This window comes from Streptomyces sp. NPDC055506 (assembly GCF_053643595.1).
Genome location: NZ_JBSHKH010000110.1, coordinates 1 through 18,790, shown reverse-complemented (window position 1 = coordinate 18,790; position 18,790 = coordinate 1). Strand labels below are relative to the sequence as shown.

Below are 18,790 nucleotides of genomic sequence, written 5' to 3'. Positions count from 1 at the left end.
CCGAACTGGCCTGCCGGAAGGCCGGAAGTACACGGGGTGCACCGTTCTGACACATTGAGTTCACCCGGTGTACGTTCATCGGAAAGTTGCCCTGCCGGGCGGGCTCCTAACGTTTTGCAGGTGCCTAAGCTTTCCGTGATCGTGCCGTTCTACAACGTGCAGCAATATGCCCCGGACACCCTCAGAAGCCTTCGGCTGAACGCCGACCGCGATTTCGAGTTCATCCTGGTCGACGACCATTCGAGGGATGAAACCCCGGCCATTCTCGAACGAGCGGCCGAGGAACTTTCGGATGTCGCCCAGGTGCGTTACATCCGCCACGAGGAGAACGGCGGGCTCGCCACCGCCCGGAACACCGGCCTGGACGCGGCCCAGGGCGAGTACCTGACGTTCCTGGACGGCGACGACTGGCTGGCCCCCGGCTACTTCACCGAACTGGTGTCCGCCATGGATGAGTTGGGGTGCGACTTCGTGCGCACCGACCATGTGCAGGCCACCGCGCGCGCCCGTTCCGTGAGCCGGGTGCCGGTGGGCCGCCGCTGGGAGGTGTTCAGCCCACGGGACGCCATCCTGCCCGCCCACCGCTCCACGTCGGTGGACTACGCCTACGCCTGGGCCGGCGCCTATCACCGCCGCCTCCTCGACAAGGGCGTGCTCCACTTCACCCATGGGCTGCGCACGGCCGAGGACCGGCCGTGGATCTGGAAGCTGCACCGGGAGGCGGAGTCGTTCGCCGTGGTGAGCCTGCTGGGTGTGTTCTACCGGCGTGGGGTGGCCTCGTCGCTGACCCAGATCGGCGATGTCCGCCAGCTCGACTTCATCCGGGCCTTCGACCAGGTGATCGAGGAGACCGCGGCGGACCGGGAGGCCGACCGGCTGCTCCCCAAAGCGGTGCGGACCTACTGCGCGATCATCGCCCACCACCTCTCCAACGAAGACAGGTTCGAACCGGCCGTGGCCAGACAGCTGCGGTCGATGAGCGCGGCGGCCATCAAGCGCATGCCGCAGGACGCGCTCGGTGACGCACTGGAGGCGATGGACATGGACCGCTCGTCCAAGCTGCGGCGGCTGCGGCGCAGGGCCACCACCACGGAGGCGGCCGCCTGATGCCCGGGACCACTCAGATCTTCTGTGCCTCGACGCTGTACGGCGTCGCCACCCTGGCCGCCGCGATCGACTCCGACCTGTTCGACGAGCCGGACCGTCGTGTGCTGCTGGTGTTCAACAACTCCGCGACCCCGGAGACCACCCCGGCGCTCGACGAGATGCCGGGCTTCGCTCCGCTGCGCGAGCACTTCGACGAGGTGCTGTCCTGGAACGAGGCGATCCGCCCCTTCCACCCCGGGGCCTGGACGCCGCGCTCCGACGACATCCCCCTGTTCGAGCGCTATCTGCGGATGTTGTGGGGGCTCGGCGACGACCGCGTGAGCCTGGTCCTGGAGTCCATCCAGGTGGCGCCCGCGCTGACCGTGGCCCAGCTGTTCACCGACGCGCCCATCGACGTCTACGCCGACGGGCTGATGAGCTACGGCCCGACGCGCAACAAGCTCGACCCGCTGGTCGGCACGCGTGTGCGGCGGCTGCTGCACCTCGACCTGGTGCCGGGGCTCACACCGATGCTGCTGACCGAGTTCGAGGTGCCGGCGCACCTGGTGCCGACGCCCGCGTTCCTGAAGGTGCTGGGCGAGGTCACCGAGACCGTCCCCGAGCTGCCCGCCCTGCCCGGTGACGCGGCGCTGCTGCTCGGCCAGTACCTGTCGGCGCTGAACATCCTCTCCCCGGAGGAAGAGGAAGACCTGCACGTGCGGATGATGCGGGGCGCGGTCGCCCGCGGCCACCGCATGGTCGTCTTCAAGCCGCACCCGACCGCGCCGGCCCGCTACAGCCGTGCCCTGGAGACCGAGGCCGAGAAGCTCGGCGTGGACCTCACCGTGCTGGACACGCCCGTCCTCGCCGAGGTGCTGTTCGACCGGGCCCGGCCCGCGCTGGTCGTCGGCTGCTTCTCGACCGCGCTGTTCACGGCCTCGGCGCTCTACGACCTGCCGGTCGCGCGCATCGGCACCGAGCTGCTGCTGGAGCGGCTGACGCCGTACCAGAACAGCAACCGGATCCCCACCACGCTGGCGGACGCGTTGCTGCCCGACCTGGACGGCGGGCAGGAGAGCGACGTCCTGCCGGCCGAGCGGCTGTCCGGTCTGGTCACCGCCGTCGGGTTCACCATGCAGCCGCAGATCTACCCGGAGCTGCGCCCGCAGGCGGAGCGGTTCCTCTCCCGGTATCTCGGTCCGCGCACCCGGCGCTACTTCAAGAAGCGCCGTCTCACCTCGCTCGGCCTGCCCGGTGGTATTCCGCAGCGGCTGGCCTTCCTGCCGCGCAATTCCACGGCACGCCGGGTGGTCCGGCGGGCCAGGGCGCTGCGCAAGGCGGTACGCCGCTGAAAACGTATGCCGAGCACCGCAAGGGCGTCGGTCCGCCACGGAGGCGGGCCGGCGCCTCGCGTTTTCGCCACCGGTTTCCGACATCCAGATGAATCCATGGGAACAGGAAGGCGAAGCCTGTTTCCGTCGAACGTTTAAGCGTCAATTCCCGTCCTAGGGTGACAGGCGGCGCCCTGCCCGCCCACAGGCGGCTCAGGTGAAGGACACACGAGCTACAGAGGTTCCAGCGTGACCGAGACGGTCGTCAGCACCCGCAAGCCCCAGCCCGAAGTGACCGTGCTGGTCGAACCACCGGGAGCCACGACCGGCCCGCGGCGCAGGAAGGGCTCCGGCGGCCGGCTGCGTGCCCTGGACGGCCTGCGGCTGGTGGCCGCGCTGATGGTGGCGGCGTACCACTACGGCGGTCGCGACGGTGAGGTCTCCGAGGCCTGGGGCAGTTCGCCCAAGGTCCAGTTCCCCACCCTGCACGAGTTCTTCGCCTACGGCTGCCTGGGCGTCCAGGTCTTCTTCGTCATCAGCGGGTTCGTGATCTGCATGAGCGGCTGGGGACGCCCCCTGAAGTCGTTCTTCGCCTCCCGCGCCTCGCGGCTGCTGCCCGCCTACTGGGTGGCGGTCGCGATAGTGACGGTGGTGTTCGCCCTGCCGGTGGTGGCCTACAAGGCGGTGTCGCCGAGCGACGCGCTGGTCAATCTGACCATGCTGCAGATGCCGCTCGGCGTGGACCGGGTGCTCGGGGTGTGCTGGACGCTGTGGGCCGAGGTCCGCTTCTACGCCTTGTTCGCGCTGTGCGTGGTGCTCCCGGGGGCCAACCGCCGCCGGGTGATCATGTTCTGCGCGGGCTGGATGCTGGCGGCGGTGATCGCGGACAACGCGAACATGCCGCTGCTCGACATCGTCCTGATGCCCGAGTACGCCCCGTACTTCATCGGCGGTGTCGGCCTCTACCTCGTCCACCTCGACCGGCGGGACGCCTACGCGTGGGGCATCGTCGCCGTCAGCTGGCTGATCGGGCAGCACTACGCGGTGCAGAGCCTGTGGCACGCCGCCGGCGCGGACGGCTTCTCCTACCGCTCCTCGACCGGCATCGTCCTCGTCGTGACCTTCGGCTTCCTGGCCGTCGCGGCGATCGCGCTGGGCTGGCTGCGCTGGGCCAACTGGGGCTGGCTGACCGTGGCGGGGGCGCTGACATATCCGTTCTATCTCGTCCACGAACACCTCGGCTGGGTGGTGATCCATGCCCTGCACCGGGGCCTGGGCCTGCCATCCGGGGCGACATTCGCCCTGACCGCGGCCTCAATGCTGCTGCTGGCGTGGTTGCTGAACCAGTATGTGGAGAAGCCCCTGACGCCACGCCTGCGGGCAGTGCTGGCGAAGGACCGCTGAGCTGTTCACGGGACGTTCAACCGACCGTCGGTTTGGGCATCGCTCAGAGAGAAGGCTCGTCTCATGACCAACGCACAAGTCACCGACAAGCACCCCGGCGAACTCGCCGACGTCCCGGGCTGGTTCCCGCCGCTGGACCAGATGCTGTTCACCTGGTTCCTGGAGCGGCAGCAGAAGCAGGGGATGAAGGGCGACCTGCTGGAACTCGGCGTCTACATGGGCAAGAGCGCGATCCTGCTCGGCCACCACCTCCAGGACGGCGAGAAGTTCACGGTCTGCGACCTGTTCGAGGGCGACGCCCCGGACGGGGCCAACCAGGCGGAGTCGGCGAAGTCGTACGCCTCGCTGACCCAGCAGATCTTCGAGCGGAACTACCTCTCCTTCCACGACGACCTGCCCACGGTGATCGCGGCGCCCAGCTCCGTGGTGTCCGAGAAGGTGTCCCCGGCCAGCTGCCGCTTCATCCACGTCGACGCCTCGCACCTGTACGAACACGTGCACGGCGACATCGGCGCGGCCCACGACATCCTCGTGCCCGACGGCATCGTCGTCCTCGACGACTTCCGCTCCGAGCACACCCCCGGTGTCTCGGTCGCCGCCTGGGAGGCCGTCCTCAACCGCGGTCTGCGCCCGATCTGCCTCAGCACGCAGAAGCTGTACGGCACCTGGGGCGATCCCGAGCCGCTCCAGGAGGAACTGCTCGAGATGCTGCGGCAGCGCTCGGACGTCGGGCTGAGCGTGCAGTCGGCGGCCGGGCACCGGCTGGTCCGCGCCCGCTCCCGGGGCATGAAGCCGCCGCCGTTCCCGGCCTCCCGGCACTATGTGGCGCCGCCGGCCGCGGCGAAGGCCCCGGCCGCCGAGGTGACCGAGTCCCGTGCGGCGCGACCGGCCCGTCCCGCCCCCTCCCGGGCACGCCGGCTCGCCAAGGACCTGCTGCCGCCCCTGGTCACCCGGGCCGTACGGCGGGCACGCGCGAAGCGTTCCTGACGCCGCCGGGTGTCATGAGACCCCTTGACATGCTCCTCGCCCTGAAGGGCAAGGATTCCGGCCTTCTCGACTGGGTGCTGTGCCGCTACGCGGCACAGGGTCCGGTCGGGAATCCGTGGCTTCCTGTTTCTTCGCGCCGCGCCAGAACGAGTTCTGGTCTTACCGGCGCTCCGCAGGCCGATACCGCCAGTCCGGCGGCCGTCTTCACATTGATCGCGGCATTGGTGTCCCGGTCATGGACGGTACCGCAGGCGGCACAGGTCCCGTCCACGACCCGGTGCAAGGGGCCTACGGGGCCGGGCTGTTCCTCGTACGCCCCGACGGATACGTCGGCTGGGCCGGGGACTCGGCGACCGGACTCACGGAGCACTTCGCTCGGTTCGGCCGGCGCCGGTGAGGCGCTACGCGCTGCTCGCCAGGGACAGCTTCACCGCGAAGCCCAGGAACAGGGCGCCCGCCGCCGACGTGGCGCCCGCGGCGAGCCGCTTGCGGCTGCGGAAGGCGGCGGCCAGCCGGGTGCCGCCGAATATCAGCGCGCTGAGGTAGAGGACGCTGGCCAGCGTGGCGAAGGTGCCGAGGACGACGAAGGAGACGGCCGGGTAGGCGTAGCCCGGGTCGACGAACTGGACGAAGAAGGCGACGAAGAACAGGATCGCCTTGGGGTTGAGGAGACTGATGACCAGCGCCCTGCGGAAGGGCCGCTCATCAGCAGGCGCCCCGGACACACCGCCCTCCGCGGCCCGCTCACGACGAGTCCGCCACAGGCCCCAGGCCGCGCGCAGCATCCCGACCGCCAGCCAGGCCAGATACCCGGCGCCGGCGTACTTCACGATCCCGAACAGCACGGCGTTCGCCTGGAGCAGCGAGGCGACCCCGGCCGCCGACAGCGTCATCAGCACCGCGTCCCCGCACCACACCCCGGCCGCGGCCCGATACGCCGTGCGCGTACCGCGCCGCGCGGCGACGGAGATCACGTACAGCGAGTTGGGACCGGGCAGCAGGACGATCAGGACGAGGCCCACAAGGTAGGTGGGCAGATCGATGACACCGAACATGCAAAGGAGTGTCGCACGCGGGTCTGACACCGCCCCTCCCCCGGTCACCGGCCCCGGTTCAGAAGACGTCCGAGGGGACATACGCCCCCCACACCTCCCGCAGCGCGTCGCACACCTCGCCCACCGTCGCCCGTGCCCGCAGGGCCTCGCGCATCGGGTAGAGGACGTTGTCGGAACCCCGTGCGGCCTTCTTCAGGGCCGTGAGCGCGGTGTCCACCGCCCGCTGGTCGCGCTCCGCGCGGAGCGCGGCCAGGCGTTCGGCCTGCCGGGTCTCGATGGCCGGGTCGACGCGCAGCGGCTCGTAGGGCTCCTCCTCGTCGAGCCGGAAGCGGTTGACGCCGACCACGACCCGCTCGCCGGAGTCGGTCTCCCGGGCGATCCGGTAGGCGCTGCGCTCGATCTCGTCCTTCTGGAAGCCGTGCTCGATGGCGCCGACCGCGCCGCCCAGCTCCTCGACCCTGGCCATCAGTTCGACGGCCGCGGCCTCGACGTCGTCGGTCATCCTCTCGACGGCGTAGGAGCCCGCGAAGGGGTCGACGGTCGCCGTCACGTCCGTCTCGTAGGCGAGGACCTGCTGGGTGCGCAGCGCCAGGCGCGCGCTCTTGTCGGTCGGGAGGGCGATCGCCTCGTCGAAGGAGTTGGTGTGGAGGGACTGGGTGCCGCCGAGGACCGCTCCCAGGCCCTGCACGGCGACCCGGACGAGGTTCACCTCGGGCTGCTGGGCCGTCAGCTGTACCCCGGCCGTCTGTGTGTGGAAGCGCAGCATCAGCGACTTGGGGTTCCTCGCGCCGAACTCCTCCTTCATCACCCGGGCCCAGATCCGCCGCGCGGCGCGGAACTTGGCGACCTCCTCCAGGAACGTCGTACGGGCGACGAAGAAGAACGACAGGCGCGGTGCGAATTCGTCCACGTCCATGCCCGCCGCCACCGCGGTACGGACGTACTCGACACCGTCGGCCAGGGTGAAGGCGATCTCCTGCGCGGGCGAGGCTCCTGCCTCGGCCATGTGGTAGCCGGAGATGGAGATCGTGTTCCACCTCGGGATCTCGGCCCCGCAGTACCGGAAGATGTCCGCGGTCAGCCGCAGCGACGGCTTCGGCGGGAAGATGTACGTGCCCCGGGCGATGTACTCCTTCAGCACATCGTTCTGGATGGTCCCCGTCAGCCGTGCGGCCGGCACGCCCTGCTCCTCGGCGACCAGTTGGTAGAGCAGGAGCAGCAGGGCCGCGGGGGCGTTGATCGTCATCGAGGTCGAGACCTGGTCGAGCGGGATGCCGCCGAACAGCACCCGCATGTCGTCGACGGAGTCGATGGCGACGCCGACCTTGCCGACCTCGCCGTGCGCGATGGGGGCGTCGGAGTCGTGGCCCATCTGGGTGGGCAGGTCGAAGGCGACCGACAGGCCCGTCGTGCCGTGGGCGATCAGCTGCCGGTAGCGGGCGTTGGACTCCGTCGCCGTGCCGAAACCCGCGTACTGGCGCATCGTCCAGGGACGGCCGGTGTACATCGACGGGTACACGCCCCGCGTGAAGGGGTACGCCCCCGGGTCCCCCAGCTTCTCCGCGGGATCCCAGCCCTCGAGGGCCTCCGGGCCGTAGACCGGCTCGATGGGCAGCCCTGACTCCGACTCACGCGCCATGGTGTGATGCCTCCCGCCGAGCAGTGGGTGGTCGGGACCTCGCTCACCACCATGCCCCCTGGTTCGCGACGGGTCACGCCAGGGGAACATCTGAGGTGACATCCGGGCACACCGGTGAGACAACAGGGGGCCGCGTGCGTACCAAGGGCATGGGGAGAGCGATCGCGGCGGCGCTCGCCGCGCTGGCCGCGGTGACCGGCTGCACGGTGCAGCCCTCGGACGGCGACGGCAAGGGCCGCTCGCCGGTGCACATCGAGTTACCCGGTGACACCCCGTCCCCGGCGCGTACCCCGGCCGGTGGCGGCAGCCCGAGCACCGCCCCCGACCCGCCCGACGACGACAAGCCCAGCGCGGCGCCGCCCGCCCCGGCCCGTGTGCTGTGGTCCCGCGGTGCCACCGGCCGGGACGTCCGCGAGCTCCAGGCCCGGCTGCGGCAGGTCGCCTGGCTCTTCGAGGGGCCCACCGGGACGTACGGCGAACAGACGGAGCGGGCGGTCAGCGGCTTCCAGGGCAAGCGCGGGCTGCCCCGCACCGGGCGGATGGACACCGTCACCTGGCAGCGGCTGCTGGGGATGACCCGCGAGCCGGGCCGGTGGGACCTGTACCTGATGGGCGGCCAGCCGGCCGACCCGCCGGACCCGCGCTGCACGCGGGGCCGGGTGCTGTGCATCGACAAGACCAGCAGGACGCTGCGCTGGATGATCGACGGGCGGACCGTGTCGACGGTGGCGGTCCGCTTCGGCTCGAGCGGCACGCCGACCCGGGAAGGCGTCTTCTCCGTCTACTGGAAGTCCCGCGACCATGTGTCGACGCTCTACGACTCACCCATGCCCTACGCGATGTTCTTCAGCGGCGGCCAGGCCGTGCACTACTCGGCGGACTTCGCCGCCCGGGGTTACGCGGGGGCCTCGCACGGCTGCGTCAACGTACGGGACGAGGCGGCGATCGCGGAGCTGTACGCGCAGGTCCGCAACGGCGACAAGGTCGTCGTGTCCTGGTGAGGACGCGGGAGGGAAGTTGGGGCGCGGGCGGGACCGGGGGAACGTGTCCCGCCCGCGCTCAGGTGCACGAGCCGTAGGTACGGGGGGAACCCCGGCTCTGTGCGACAGCCGATGACCAGTCGGCTCACTCATTACTGCGCCGGGGCGGCGGAAAACGTCACACCCTCGGCCAAGAGATTTTCGCGGAGTACGAAACCGCAGGTCGGAGGGGTGCGAGGGACTGCCGGGAGTGGCCGCGGTCCGCGTCGTCATCGTCGGCGTTCCGCTGCTCGGCACGCGCCCCGGCCCGCTTCCCGGCCTGGCGGTCGGCCTTCCGCTCGGCCTTGTCGTGCTTGCGGTCCCGCTTCCCGTCCCGCTCTCGGTCCCCGTCCCGGTCCTTGTCGCGGTCCTCGTTCTGGGACCTGCCCTTGCCGCCGTCCTCGTCGTCGCGATCCGTGGCGCGGGAGCCGGCCGTGGACAGGACGCCCTTGCAGTACTTCCACACCCGGGTGCCGCCCGCCGCGTCCCGCAGGGCGCGCCTGCGGTCGGCGTCCAGCCGCTTGCCGTCGCGGAGGTCGCGGCAGGCGGAGGTGAGCTTCCTGCGGCTGTCGCCGGGGCGGTCTCCCCGCTCGCCGACGCCGGGCTTCGGTGCCGCGTCCTCGCGTGCCTCGCCCCGTCCGGAGCCACCGGAACCGCCCGCGGCGGGGCCGCTCGGGACGTCGTCCGGGGTGGAACCGCCCTGTACCTCGTCGCTCGGCGAGGGCGACTCCAGCGGGCGTTCGGGAGGAGAGACGGCGGCGGAGACCGAGGCACCGGGGTCGGGCTCGTCGCCGCCGAACGGTGTCAGGACTCCGGTTCCGGCCGCGACCGCGATCCCGCCGGCCATGCCGACGGCCAGTACGGCGGCCAGGGCGAGGCGTGCGGGACGGGCCCAGCGAGGCCGCCGGACATCGCCGGAGCCGCTGCCGCGCGAGGTTCCGATCCGGACAAGTCCGGCGTCCACGACCTCCTCGGCGGCCTGTCCTCCCGTGGCCCCCGAGGCCGCGAGGGCCGCCGCGGCGTCGGCACGTTCCGCGCGCACCTTGCGGAAAGCGGCCATCGCCGCTGCCTCACCGGGGAGTTCCTCGCTGGTCAGCGGGGGTGACGCGGACAGCGCACCGAGCGTCCTCGCGAGTCGTTCGGCCTGGCCACGGTCGGCGCCGTCGACAGCTTCGAGTGACTCTCCGCTCAGCAGACGCTCCGCCGTTTCGCGGTCCAGCCACCTGTACTGCTCGTCGGCCATCACACATCCTTCTGCGTCCGCGGGACGCTGCGCGTCACACCTGCGGACGTCACCGCACCGCCGCGCGGTTCTCGCTGGGGCGGCAGGGCGTCGAGCACCCCGGCCGATTCCGGATCGGCCTCCGGGTCGTCGCCGAGCAACTCGGCGAGCCGCCGCAGACCCCGGTGTGCCGCCGTCCGGACGGCGCCCGGGCGCTTGCCGAGCGTCTCCGCTGCGGACTTCGCGTCGAGCCCCACGACCACCCGCAGCACGACCGCCTCGGCCTGGTCCTGCGGCAGCCGGGATATCAGGGAGAACGTGCCGTCTGTGGCGAGCGCCTCCATGGCCTCGCCTGCGGTGTCGGACTCGGCGGCCCGGCCGGTCAGTTCGGTCTCGTCACCGCCGATCGCGGGCCGGCGCCCGCGCATGCGTATGTGGTCCAGCGCGCGATTGCGGGCGATACGAGCGGCCCAGCCTCGGAAACGGTCCGCGTCGCCGGTGAACCGCTCCAGGTCACGGGCTATCTGCAACCAGGCCTCGGACGTCACGTCCTCGGCGTCGGGGTCGCCGACCAGCGTCCGTACATATCCGAGCAGCCGCGGGTGCACGGCTCGGTACACAGTCCGGAACGCGGTTTCATCTCCGTCCTGTGCCGCACGCACCGCGGCGGTCAGCTCCGCGTCGTCCCCCAGCACCGCACCCCTTATGCGCCTAATCCGGCGCCGCTCTCGCGGACCGGGTTCTCGCCGTCGTGGTTCCTCAATTGATGGTTGCGGTGTAACACCGCAGGTGGTTGCGGTGGTCTTGCCGCCTCCGCGTTGGCGCGAAAGGCACGTTACGTCCTGAAACCATTCCCCGTCCATGTCCGTCCGAGATGCAACTAAGCCGTGACACGGTGAGGTGTGACAGAAAACGCAGACATGGCGCTGTAGGAAGTACGGGCCGCCGCGCGGTCCGTGCCGCGTGACGGCCGGGGCCTCTCCTGTGGGGGGTGGCGGCCCCGGCCGTTGCCACGGCACCCCTGGACGCGCTTACTCCGCCGGCCGCACGGCGAACACCCGCGCCGGGAATCCCGAACCGCCCTGGGGCTTGGGCCACGTGGCGATGATCAAAGCGCCTGCTTCGGGGACCTGGTCGAGGTTGGCCAGCAGTTCGATCTGCCAGCGGTCACGCCCCAGGACGTACGCCTCCAGGCCGTAGTCACCCGCGGAGGCGGCGAGGCCCGGGTCGGTGTCGGACTGTTCGTGACCGATGGCCGTGACCCCCGCGTCCTCGAACAGATATCGCAGCACCTCGGCCGACCAGCCCGGCGTATGGCTGACGCCCGCCTCGTCCCGGTTGGCCAGCGCCACCGGGTCCGGCCAGCGCCGGCTCCACCCGGTGCGCAGGGCGACGAACGAACCGGACGGGATACGGCCGTTGCGCTCCTCCCACGACCTCACGTCGTCCAGGGTGGGTGTGGCGTCGGGGTCGGTCTCGACCCGGGCGGTGATGTCGAGCACCACCAGCGGCAGGATCATCTCCTCGACCGGGACACGGTCCAGCGGGCGGGCCCCGGCCACGAAGTGGGAGGGCGGGTCGACGTGGGTGCCCCACTGGCCGACCAGCGTGTAGCGGTGGACCGTGAAACCGTCGCCGCGCTCCAGGTCGAAGAGCGTCTCGCGCCGCTCGTCCCCGAAGCCCGGGAAATGCGGCTGCCCCGGCCGGAAGGCGTGGGTGAGGTCCGTGAAGACCGCCTTCTCGGTCAGCGCGCGGTACGCCGACCACAGCCGGGGCTCGGATCCGTCGAGGGTCACCGGGCGTTCTCCAGGAGCGTGCCGGGCTCCTCGGAGACAGTCTGCTCAGAGGCCCCCGGCCCGGAGGTCCCCGCCTCGCCGGTCGGCTGCCCGGAACCCCTCTCCCCGTCCCCCGAGGTCGGCGTCACCGCCGCCTTCCTCCGCGTCAGCCCGACACCCACGAGGACCACGACCATGCCCAGCACCACCCGCGCGCTGAGGTTCTCGCCCAGGACGACCGCGCCCAGCAGGACGGAGACGACCGGCAGCAGATAGCCGACCACGGCGGCGTTGGTGGCGCCCTCGTCGTTGATGATCCGGTAGGTGAGGTGGAAGGTGATCGCCGTGCAGAAGACGCTCAGGACGACGGCCGAGATCACGACGGCCGGACCGACGTCGATCGACTCCAGGCCGCCCACCGGCATCGCGAGCGCGGTCAGCCCGCTCGCCGCCACGAGCTGGGCGGCGGAGAGCGAGAGGGTGGGAGTGCCCCTGCGGACCAGCGTGCGGCCCATGTAGGTGAACGCGACGGCGTAACTGGCGGCCGCGCCGAGGATGGCGAGGGCGCCCCAGCCGGTCGCCCCGGTCGTCTGCCAGGGGGCGAAGATCACGACCGTCCCGGTGAAGCCCAGCAGCAGGCCGGCCAGCCGTACGGGGCGGAGTCCGCGTTCCGAGCCGAGGGCCAGACCGAGGGCGATCGACCAGAGCGGCGTCGTGGCGTTCAGGACACCCGCGAGACCCGAGTCGACCGTCTGCTGGCCCAGGCTGAACAGCGCGAACGGCAGCGCGTTGCAGAAGAAGGCCGCGACGGCGATGTGCCGCCAGACGGTCGTGCCCCGGGGCATCCGATGCCCCGTCGCGTAGCAGGCGACGACGAGGACCAGCGCGCCGAGGGCGCAGCGGGTGAACGTGACCTGGAGCGGGGAGAGCCCGCGCAGCGCCAACTCGATCCAGAGGAAGGTCGATCCCCACAGCAGGGCGAGCACGGCCACCCGTAATCCGCCCCACAGACTCCGCGTACCGCTGTTCACGATGGTTCCTCCCTGCCCTGGGCCTCGATGCGTTCTCGTCCCGCTCCTACGAAGGTGCCTCAGTCAAGCTTTGAGGACAAGCAAATGGTTCTACCTATTCTGTTAAGCTCAGCTACATGCTTGATGTGAGGCGGCTCCAGGTCCTGCGCGCGGTGGTCACCAGCGGCACGGTCACCGCCGCCGCGGCCCACCTCGGCTACACACCGTCCGCCGTCAGCCAGCAGGTGGCGGCGCTGGAGAAGCAGGCCGGCACGGCGCTGCTGGAGCGGGTCGGCCGAGGGGTGCGTCCCACGGCCGCGGGGCTGCTGCTCACCGAGCACGCGGCTCTGATCAGCTCGGCGGTCGCCCAGGCGGAGTCCGCCCTCGCGGATCTCCGCGCCGGGCGCACCGGCCGGCTGTCGGTCCGTTACTTCGCCACGGCCGGCTCCACCCTGGTGGCTCCGGCCCTGGCCCGGCTGCGCGCCGAGCACCCCGGCGTCCGCGTCGACCTCGAACTCGCCGACCCGGAGGACCCGTTCCAGGAGGTGGTGCGGGGCCGGGCCGACCTGGCCGTGGTCGTCCGGACCCAGGGCCGCGCGGGCGACGGCTTCCGGCTCGTCCACCTCCTCGACGACCCGTACGCCGCCGTACTGCCCCTCGGTCATCCGCTCGCCGGCAAGGAAGTCGTCGACCTCCACGAGCTGTCCGGTGAGCAGTGGGTGGGCAGCGAACCCCCCGGCCCCTGCCTCGAACCCGTCATCGACTCCTGTGCGGCGGCCGGCTTCAGCCCCGACTTCGTCATCCAGAGCGAGGACTACGCCACCGCGCAGGGCTTCGTCGCGGCCGGCCTCGGCGTCGGTCTGATGCCGGGCCTTGGACTGCGCAACCGGCACCCCGGCGTCGTCGTACGCCCGGTCCGCAACCCCGAACCGATCCGGGTGATCTCGGCGGCCGCACGGGAGACCGCCCTCGAACAGCCCGCCATGCGCGGCCTGCTGGACGCGCTGCGGGACGCGGCCGTCACCGCCGGCCCGCCCGGGGGACCCGGGGCGGACTGACCGCTGCCCAAGGGGCGCGGGTCGGCGAGGACGGAAGAGGAACATGTCAGACGCGGTGGACGGTGGGGTCGACGGGTGCCGCGGCCAGGGTCACCACGCTGGCGAAGATCTCCTTGCCGTGCTGCCGGGCGCTGATCCTGACCTGGTCCGGGTCCGCGAGCTGCTCCGCCTCCAGCCAGCAGGGGATGTCCATCTCGGCGTACCGGACGAAGTCGGTTTCCATGCCGATGACCGTCACCGTGTCGGGGTGGGCCGTGGCCAGCGCCGCCTGGCGGGCGGCCTCCAGCAGCAGCATGCCCGGGGCGTGGTCCACGAGGTGGTCGAAGAGGATGGGGTGGGTCGTGTCCACCCGCAGCTGCCAGCGGTCGGGCCGGTCGGTCGCGGCGAGCACCACGTCCTCGAAGCGGTCGCGGCCGAACGGGGTGAGGCCCGCGGGAGGCGGCAGCGGCACGGCGCGCGCGGTGGCCGCCGCCGCGTCGGCGTACGGGCCGCGCAGCCGGTTGTAGACGGTGCGGTCCTGGACGGTGAAGCGCGAGCGCACCGAGGCCAGCGAGCGGCCGTCGCGCTCGACGTCGACTCTCAGGGATATCGCGGACGCCCGCTCACGACGGTAGGTCACCTCGTCGCAGGTGATGTGCAGTTCCAGCTCGGCCGGCCCCCCGTCGGCGTGAGCCGCGGCCGGGTCGAGCGTCCAGCTGAAGTCCTTCCACAGCAGCTGGTGGCCGAACGGCACGTTGTAGGCGCCGTGGGACAGCAGCGGCAGCGTCTGGCGTACGGTCTCGCTGAGCATCAGCGGGTCGTGAAGACCCAGGCGGTTGACGTAGAACGGGTGGGTGGCGGGCCAGGCGGCCGTGACCGTGAAGGCGTCGGGCGCGGTCCGCCGCCAGCTGCGCAGCAGCACTTCGTCCTGGTTCGTCTTGTGCGTGAGAACGGGCGATATCGTCTCAAAACGGTTTCCGACGCCGTGCTGGGCAAGGCTGGTGGACATGGTGTTCCCCCCTGATGCGGTGACTCTCCAAATGGGCACGCGCAGGTGAAGCGAAGGCGCATCCAGTGACAGGACGGCGCCGACGTGAATAAAATAGAGGTCGTTCTTTTTGTTTGTCTACGGGTTGAGGGAGTCTGCCGATGGCACGGCAACGGCAGGAACGCGCGGAACGGACTCGGGCCGCGCTCATTCACGCGGCGGCGGAGGTGTTCGACCAGGCCGGGTACCACGGCGCGGGTCTGAACGCGATCCTGCAGAGAGCCGGCATCACGACCGGAGCCATGTACTTCCACTTCAAGTCGAAGGAAGAACTGGCCCGCGCGGTCATCGTCGACCAGGCCGCCGAACTGCAATGGCCCCAGGGCAAGAAGGGGTTGCAGCAGCTGATCGACGTGTGCCAGTACCTGGCCGTGGAGATGCGCTCCAACGTGCTGTTCCGGGCCGGCGTCCGGCTCGCCGTCGAGCAGAGCGAAGTGAACCTGCTCGACTACTCGATCTACGACTGGTGGTCCGAGCAGTTCCGCACCCATCTGGCCGAGGCGCGTGAACTCGGCCAGCTGAGGCCCGAGGTGGACGAGGCCGCGTTCTCCCAGGTGATCGTCGCCTCGTACACCGGTACGCAGATCATGTCCCGGCTCTCCACCAACCGGTCCGACCTGCCCGCGCGCATAGAGAACATGCTGCGATGTCTGATGCCGGCCATCGCGCCGGCGGAGATCGTCGACTCGCTGGAGTTCCCGGGGAACGGGGAGACCGGGGGGGAATCGGTGGTGGAGGCAGAGCCTGGGGAGGGTGCGGCTTCATGAGAAGTGTCCGGGTGTTGCTGACCGGCTCGACCGGGTTCGTCGGACGGGCGGTCCTTGGCCGGCTGCTGAGCGCGAGCGGGGCCGACGGGCGGCGGGTCGAGGTGCGAGCCGTCGCCCGCGTGGTCCCCGCCGGCACGGATGAGCGGGCGGGCGTGGAGTGGGTGTGCGCGGACCTGACGGACCCCGCCTCGCTCCACGGGGCGGCGAACGGTACGGACGTCCTCGTCCACCTCGCCTGCCGGGTCTCCGGCGGGGCGGAGGAGTGCGAGCGGACGAACGTCGGCGGCACCCGGGCGATCGTCGACGAGGCGCGGCGTGCGGGGGTGGGGCGGGTCGTCCACCTGTCCACGGCGGCGGTGTACGGGCCCGGTCCGCACCGCGGTATCCCCGTCGACGGGGTCGTGCCCGCGCCCGTGTCGGCGGCCAGCCGTACGCGGTTGGCCGCCGAGCGGATCGCGCTCGACGCGGGGGCCGTCGTCCTGCGCCCCGGGCTGGTCCTCGGCCCCGGGGACCGCTGGGTCGTGCCCGCGCTCGGCGAGCTGCTCCAGCGGGTGCCGGCCCGCTGGGACGGCGGGCACGGACTGCTCTCCGCCGTGGACGTCGACGACCTGGCCCGCCTCGTCGCCGCCCTGGTCACGGCGCCGGACGGCGGCGCCGTGGCCCCCGGTGTCCACCACGCCAGCCATCCGGTGCCGGTGCGGGGCGGCGACCTCATGGCGAGGCTCGCCGAGTTGGGCGTGCTGCCGTCGGCCGGCGCCGACGACTGGGACTGGGAGAAGTGCCTCGCGCGGCTGCGGGAGACACCGGGGCGTATGAGCGAGCGGCAGTTCGCCCTGCTGGCGCGGGACCACTGGTACGAGAGCGAGCGGATCTGGCGGCTCACGGGCTGCGCCCCCGGGCCGGGACCGCTGGAGCGGCTGGCCGGTGCGGCGGCCTGGTACCGGGAGCACTTGCGCGCCGGCTGAAGTCAAGGCGGGCGCGCCCGACTTGGCCAAGTGGTTGCGGGGTTGGGCACGGGAGGCGTCCGCGAGGGAAAGCGGCGGTACGTTCACAGGACCGGGGGCGTGGCCTTCCGTCCTCCCCCGTCCCCCAGCCCCCGTCTCCGGCGGGCCCGTGGGAGTCATTTCCCGTGATGGATGCAGAGGTCAAGCCCATGGTGAAGCAGGTGAGAGCCGAACGTACCCGTCAGGCGCTGATCGCGGCGGCGGCCGTCGAGTTCGACCGGCAGGGGTACGCCGGGACCTCGCTGTCCGCCGTGCACCGGGCCTGCGGGGCGACGATGGGAGCACTCACCTTCCACTTCCCCGCCAAGGCGGACCTGGCCACCGCGGTATGCCGTGAGGCCGAGGCCCTCACCGGCAAGGCGCTCGGCCGGCTCGAACCGGCCGGACCGCTCCCGCCGGTCGCCGAGTTCACCCTCGAAGTGGCCCGGCTGCTGGAGCAGGAGGTCACCGTCCGCGCGGCGGCCCGGCTCACCCGGGAACAGGCCGTCCCGTCCCACTGGTACACCGTCTGGCGGGCGGCCCTGCGGGAGCTGGTGGCGGCGGCCCGGGACGTGGCCGATGCCCGTCCCGCACCCGACGAGCTGGAGCTGCTGGCGGTCTATCTGACGGCGGGCGCGGAGGCGGCCCTGCGGGCGGGGCGCACCGGCGCGGAGGTACAGGCCCAACTGAAGTGTCTGTGGGCCCTGGTGCACTCCTCGCAGGAGTGTCCGGTCGGGCCTCACTGATTGCTTTGTTCTTTCCCCCCAACGAAAAGGCTCATCCCATGACTCGACGCTGCGCGCTCGTCACCGGTGCTTCCCGGGGCATCGGGGCCGCCATCGCGACCGAACTCGCCGCCGACGGACACCGCGTGGCCGTGCACTGCCGTGCCGACACCGCCGCCGCGAAGGCCGTCCTGGACGCCCTGCCCGGCACCGGCCACGCCCTGGTCACCGGTGATGTCGGCACACCGGACGCCGCCCGCGGGATCATCGAGTCCGCCGTCGGGCAACTGGGCACCGTGGACGTCCTCGTCAACAACGCCGGCGTCCACTCCGAGCAGCCCGTCGCCACCACCTCGTACGAGGACTGGCAGGCCGACTGGCGGCGCCTGGTCGACGTCAACCTGCTCGGACCCGCCGACCTGATCTGGCACCTCGTCGACCACCTCCGGCAGCGGCCGCAGGGCCCGCGGGGCGCCCGCATCGTCAACGTCGGCTCGCGCGGCGCCTACCGGGGCGAACCCGACGCCCCGGCCTACGGCGCCACCAAGGCCGCCCTGCACTCGCTGACCCAGTCACTCGCCCAGTCACTGGGCCCGCTCGGCATCGCGGTGACCGCCGTGGCCCCGGGCTTCGTCCGTACGGACCTGGCGGAGAGCATGCTCGTCGGGGACGCCGAGGAGCGGGTGCGCCGCCAGAGCCCGCTCGGCAGGATCGCCGCGCCCTCGGACGTCGCCGCCGCCGTGGCCTGGCTCAGCGGCGAACGGGCCGAGTGGTGCAGCGGTGCCGTGATCGACGCCAACGGCGCCTCGCACCTGCGCTGACCCCACACCCGGCCCTCCCGGGCCAGACCACACCTCAAGGGAGAACCCGTGCGCGCCGCGCTGTCGCAGATCGCCGTACGACCGGACGAACCCGTCGCCGAGCGGCGTGCCCGCGTGGCCGGTCTCGTTCGTGAACAGCACACCGCCGACCTGGTGGTCCTGCCGGAACTCTGGACGGTCGGCGCGTTCGCCTTCGACGAGTTCCGCGCCCACGCCGAGCCGCTGGACGGGCCCACGGCCCGGGCGATGGGCGCGGCAGCGGCCGCGGCCCGGGTCTGGCTGCACGCGGGCTCGATCATCGAAGACGGCCCGGGCGACACGCTGTACAACACCTCCCTCGTCTTCGCGCCCGACGGCCGGCTGCGCCGGACGTACCGGAAGATCCACCGCTTCGGCTTCGACCGGGGCGAGGCCGCCCTGCTGGGCCGGGGTGAGGAGACCGTCACCGTCACGCTGGACGACGGTGGCCCCGCGGAGCTGACGGCAGGGCTCGCCACCTGCTACGACCTGCGCTTCCCCGAGCAGTTCCGGCTCCTGGTGGACGCCGGCGCGCAGCTGTTCGTCGTCCCGGCCGGCTGGCCCGCGGCCCGTCGCGCCCACTGGTCGCTGCTGGCCCGCGCCCGGGCCGTCGAGTCCCAGGCGTACGTCCTCGCCTGCGGTACGGCCGGTACGCACGCCGGGGTGGAACAGGCCGGCCACAGCGTGGTGGTCGATCCCTGGGGCGAGGTCGTCGCCGAGGCCGGAGCGGGAGAGGAGACGCTCGTCGTCGACCTGGACCCGTCGCTCGTGGCGAAGACCCGTGCCGAGTTCCCCGCCCTTCGCGACCGTGTTCTCGGTGTGCCGACGCCGGGCTGACCGGCCCCCGGCGACAGGTGCCGTCC

General features: G+C 71.7%; 19 protein-coding genes. 12 read left to right on the top strand and 7 right to left on the bottom strand.

What is annotated here, in order from left to right; genetic code table 11:
- Positions 1-120: 120 nt before the first annotated feature.
- From ACWIF2_RS31090 to ACWIF2_RS31070, 5 genes are all read left to right on the top strand, one after another.
- On the top strand, positions 121-1,107 hold the full coding sequence (locus ACWIF2_RS31090; RefSeq protein WP_454364188.1) for a glycosyltransferase family 2 protein: 987 nt from the start codon (positions 121-123) through the stop codon (positions 1,105-1,107).
- Positions 1,107-2,438, top strand: a complete 1,332-nt coding sequence (locus tag ACWIF2_RS31085) for an alpha-2,8-polysialyltransferase family protein (protein ID WP_454364187.1) — start codon at positions 1,107-1,109, stop codon at positions 2,436-2,438. The genes ACWIF2_RS31090 and ACWIF2_RS31085 overlap by 1 nt, the downstream gene beginning before the upstream one ends.
- Positions 2,439-2,666: 228 nt before the next feature.
- Entirely contained in the window at positions 2,667-3,821 is a 1,155-nt protein-coding gene (locus tag ACWIF2_RS31080; RefSeq protein ID WP_454364186.1) for an acyltransferase family protein, read from the top strand.
- A 63-nt stretch (positions 3,822-3,884) separates the two neighbouring features.
- Positions 3,885-4,808, top strand: coding sequence for a class I SAM-dependent methyltransferase (locus tag ACWIF2_RS31075; RefSeq protein WP_454364184.1), 924 nt, complete (start codon positions 3,885-3,887; stop codon positions 4,806-4,808).
- Positions 4,809-5,043: 235 nt separating this feature from the next.
- Positions 5,044-5,205 (top strand): aromatic-ring hydroxylase C-terminal domain-containing protein, encoded by a 162-nt coding sequence (locus ACWIF2_RS31070; protein ID WP_454364182.1) that lies wholly within the window; start codon positions 5,044-5,046, stop codon positions 5,203-5,205.
- A 4-nt stretch (positions 5,206-5,209) separates the two neighbouring features.
- Here the strand turns inward: ACWIF2_RS31070 and leuE are convergent, their stop codons facing one another.
- Positions 5,210-5,863 (bottom strand): leucine efflux protein LeuE, encoded by a 654-nt coding sequence (gene leuE / locus ACWIF2_RS31065; protein ID WP_454364180.1) that lies wholly within the window; start codon positions 5,861-5,863, stop codon positions 5,210-5,212.
- Positions 5,864-5,921: 58 nt separating this feature from the next.
- Positions 5,922-7,502: an acyl-CoA mutase large subunit family protein gene (locus ACWIF2_RS31060; RefSeq protein ID WP_454364178.1), complete on the bottom strand. Its 1,581-nt coding sequence runs from the start codon at positions 7,500-7,502 to the stop codon at positions 5,922-5,924.
- Positions 7,503-7,651: 149 nt separating this feature from the next.
- Between ACWIF2_RS31060 and ACWIF2_RS31055 the strand changes: the two genes are divergently transcribed.
- Positions 7,652-8,503: a L,D-transpeptidase family protein gene (locus ACWIF2_RS31055; RefSeq protein WP_454364196.1), complete on the top strand. Its 852-nt coding sequence runs from the start codon at positions 7,652-7,654 to the stop codon at positions 8,501-8,503.
- Between the two features lie 157 nt (positions 8,504-8,660).
- Here the strand turns inward: ACWIF2_RS31055 and ACWIF2_RS31050 are convergent, their stop codons facing one another.
- The 4 genes from ACWIF2_RS31050 to ACWIF2_RS31035 all read right to left on the bottom strand — a co-directional run bounded on the left by ACWIF2_RS31050 (position 8,661) and on the right by ACWIF2_RS31035 (position 12,549).
- Positions 8,661-9,764, bottom strand: coding sequence for a hypothetical protein (locus tag ACWIF2_RS31050; protein ID WP_454364176.1), 1,104 nt, complete (start codon positions 9,762-9,764; stop codon positions 8,661-8,663).
- Positions 9,764-10,438, bottom strand: a complete 675-nt coding sequence (locus ACWIF2_RS31045; protein ID WP_382489661.1) for an RNA polymerase sigma factor — start codon at positions 10,436-10,438, stop codon at positions 9,764-9,766. The genes ACWIF2_RS31050 and ACWIF2_RS31045 overlap by 1 nt, the downstream gene beginning before the upstream one ends.
- A gap of 336 nt (positions 10,439-10,774) precedes the next feature.
- Complete coding sequence (locus tag ACWIF2_RS31040) at positions 10,775-11,539, bottom strand: cyclase family protein (protein WP_454364174.1); 765 nt, start codon at positions 11,537-11,539, stop codon at positions 10,775-10,777.
- Positions 11,536-12,549: a DMT family transporter gene (locus ACWIF2_RS31035; protein WP_454364172.1), complete on the bottom strand. Its 1,014-nt coding sequence runs from the start codon at positions 12,547-12,549 to the stop codon at positions 11,536-11,538. Before ACWIF2_RS31035 ends, ACWIF2_RS31040 begins: the two co-directional genes overlap by 4 nt.
- Positions 12,550-12,665: 116 nt before the next feature.
- On the opposite strand from ACWIF2_RS31035, the gene ACWIF2_RS31030 reads away from it, so the two are divergent.
- The gene (locus tag ACWIF2_RS31030) at positions 12,666-13,586 is read left to right on the top strand and encodes a LysR family transcriptional regulator (RefSeq protein ID WP_454364170.1); all 921 of its coding nucleotides are present in this window, start codon (positions 12,666-12,668) and stop codon (positions 13,584-13,586) included.
- Between the two features lie 46 nt (positions 13,587-13,632).
- Here the strand turns inward: ACWIF2_RS31030 and ACWIF2_RS31025 are convergent, their stop codons facing one another.
- Positions 13,633-14,574 (bottom strand): ScbA/BarX family gamma-butyrolactone biosynthesis protein, encoded by a 942-nt coding sequence (locus tag ACWIF2_RS31025; RefSeq protein ID WP_454364169.1) that lies wholly within the window; start codon positions 14,572-14,574, stop codon positions 13,633-13,635.
- 140 nt (positions 14,575-14,714) lie between these two features.
- Here ACWIF2_RS31025 and ACWIF2_RS31020 point away from each other — a divergent pair, with 140 nt between their 5' ends.
- The 5 genes from ACWIF2_RS31020 to ACWIF2_RS31000 all read left to right on the top strand — a co-directional run bounded on the left by ACWIF2_RS31020 (position 14,715) and on the right by ACWIF2_RS31000 (position 18,764).
- Positions 14,715-15,380, top strand: a complete 666-nt coding sequence (locus tag ACWIF2_RS31020; RefSeq protein WP_454364167.1) for a ScbR family autoregulator-binding transcription factor — start codon at positions 14,715-14,717, stop codon at positions 15,378-15,380.
- The gene (locus ACWIF2_RS31015) at positions 15,377-16,345 is read left to right on the top strand and encodes an NAD-dependent epimerase/dehydratase family protein (protein WP_454364165.1); all 969 of its coding nucleotides are present in this window, start codon (positions 15,377-15,379) and stop codon (positions 16,343-16,345) included. Before ACWIF2_RS31020 ends, ACWIF2_RS31015 begins: the two co-directional genes overlap by 4 nt.
- A gap of 200 nt (positions 16,346-16,545) precedes the next feature.
- Positions 16,546-17,109, top strand: coding sequence for a TetR family transcriptional regulator (locus tag ACWIF2_RS31010; RefSeq protein WP_454364163.1), 564 nt, complete (start codon positions 16,546-16,548; stop codon positions 17,107-17,109).
- Positions 17,110-17,147: 38 nt separating this feature from the next.
- Positions 17,148-17,909, top strand: a complete 762-nt coding sequence (locus ACWIF2_RS31005) for an SDR family NAD(P)-dependent oxidoreductase (RefSeq protein WP_454364161.1) — start codon at positions 17,148-17,150, stop codon at positions 17,907-17,909.
- A gap of 48 nt (positions 17,910-17,957) precedes the next feature.
- Positions 17,958-18,764: a carbon-nitrogen family hydrolase gene (locus tag ACWIF2_RS31000; RefSeq protein WP_454364159.1), complete on the top strand. Its 807-nt coding sequence runs from the start codon at positions 17,958-17,960 to the stop codon at positions 18,762-18,764.
- Positions 18,765-18,790 lie beyond the last annotated feature (26 nt).

Excerpts from the sequence above, each read along its gene's own strand:
- ACWIF2_RS31075 (WP_454364184.1), top strand. The coding sequence starts at position 3,885 with ATGACCAACGCACAAGTCACCGACAAGCACCCCGGCGAACTCGCCGAC.
- ACWIF2_RS31005 (WP_454364161.1), top strand. The coding sequence starts at position 17,148 with ATGACTCGACGCTGCGCGCTCGTCACCGGTGCTTCCCGGGGCATCGGG.
- ACWIF2_RS31070 (WP_454364182.1), top strand. The coding sequence starts at position 5,044 with ATGGACGGTACCGCAGGCGGCACAGGTCCCGTCCACGACCCGGTGCAA.
- ACWIF2_RS31060 (WP_454364178.1), bottom strand. The coding sequence starts at position 7,502 with ATGGCGCGTGAGTCGGAGTCAGGGCTGCCCATCGAGCCGGTCTACGGC.
- ACWIF2_RS31025 (WP_454364169.1), bottom strand. The coding sequence starts at position 14,574 with ATGTCCACCAGCCTTGCCCAGCACGGCGTCGGAAACCGTTTTGAGACG.
- ACWIF2_RS31020 (WP_454364167.1), top strand. The coding sequence starts at position 14,715 with ATGGCACGGCAACGGCAGGAACGCGCGGAACGGACTCGGGCCGCGCTC.
- ACWIF2_RS31030 (WP_454364170.1), top strand. The coding sequence starts at position 12,666 with ATGCTTGATGTGAGGCGGCTCCAGGTCCTGCGCGCGGTGGTCACCAGC.
- ACWIF2_RS31085 (WP_454364187.1), top strand. The coding sequence starts at position 1,107 with ATGCCCGGGACCACTCAGATCTTCTGTGCCTCGACGCTGTACGGCGTC.
- ACWIF2_RS31050 (WP_454364176.1), bottom strand. The coding sequence starts at position 9,764 with ATGGCCGACGAGCAGTACAGGTGGCTGGACCGCGAAACGGCGGAGCGT.
- ACWIF2_RS31015 (WP_454364165.1), top strand. The coding sequence starts at position 15,377 with ATGAGAAGTGTCCGGGTGTTGCTGACCGGCTCGACCGGGTTCGTCGGA.
- leuE (WP_454364180.1), bottom strand. The coding sequence starts at position 5,863 with ATGTTCGGTGTCATCGATCTGCCCACCTACCTTGTGGGCCTCGTCCTG.
- ACWIF2_RS31055 (WP_454364196.1), top strand. The coding sequence starts at position 7,652 with ATGGGGAGAGCGATCGCGGCGGCGCTCGCCGCGCTGGCCGCGGTGACC.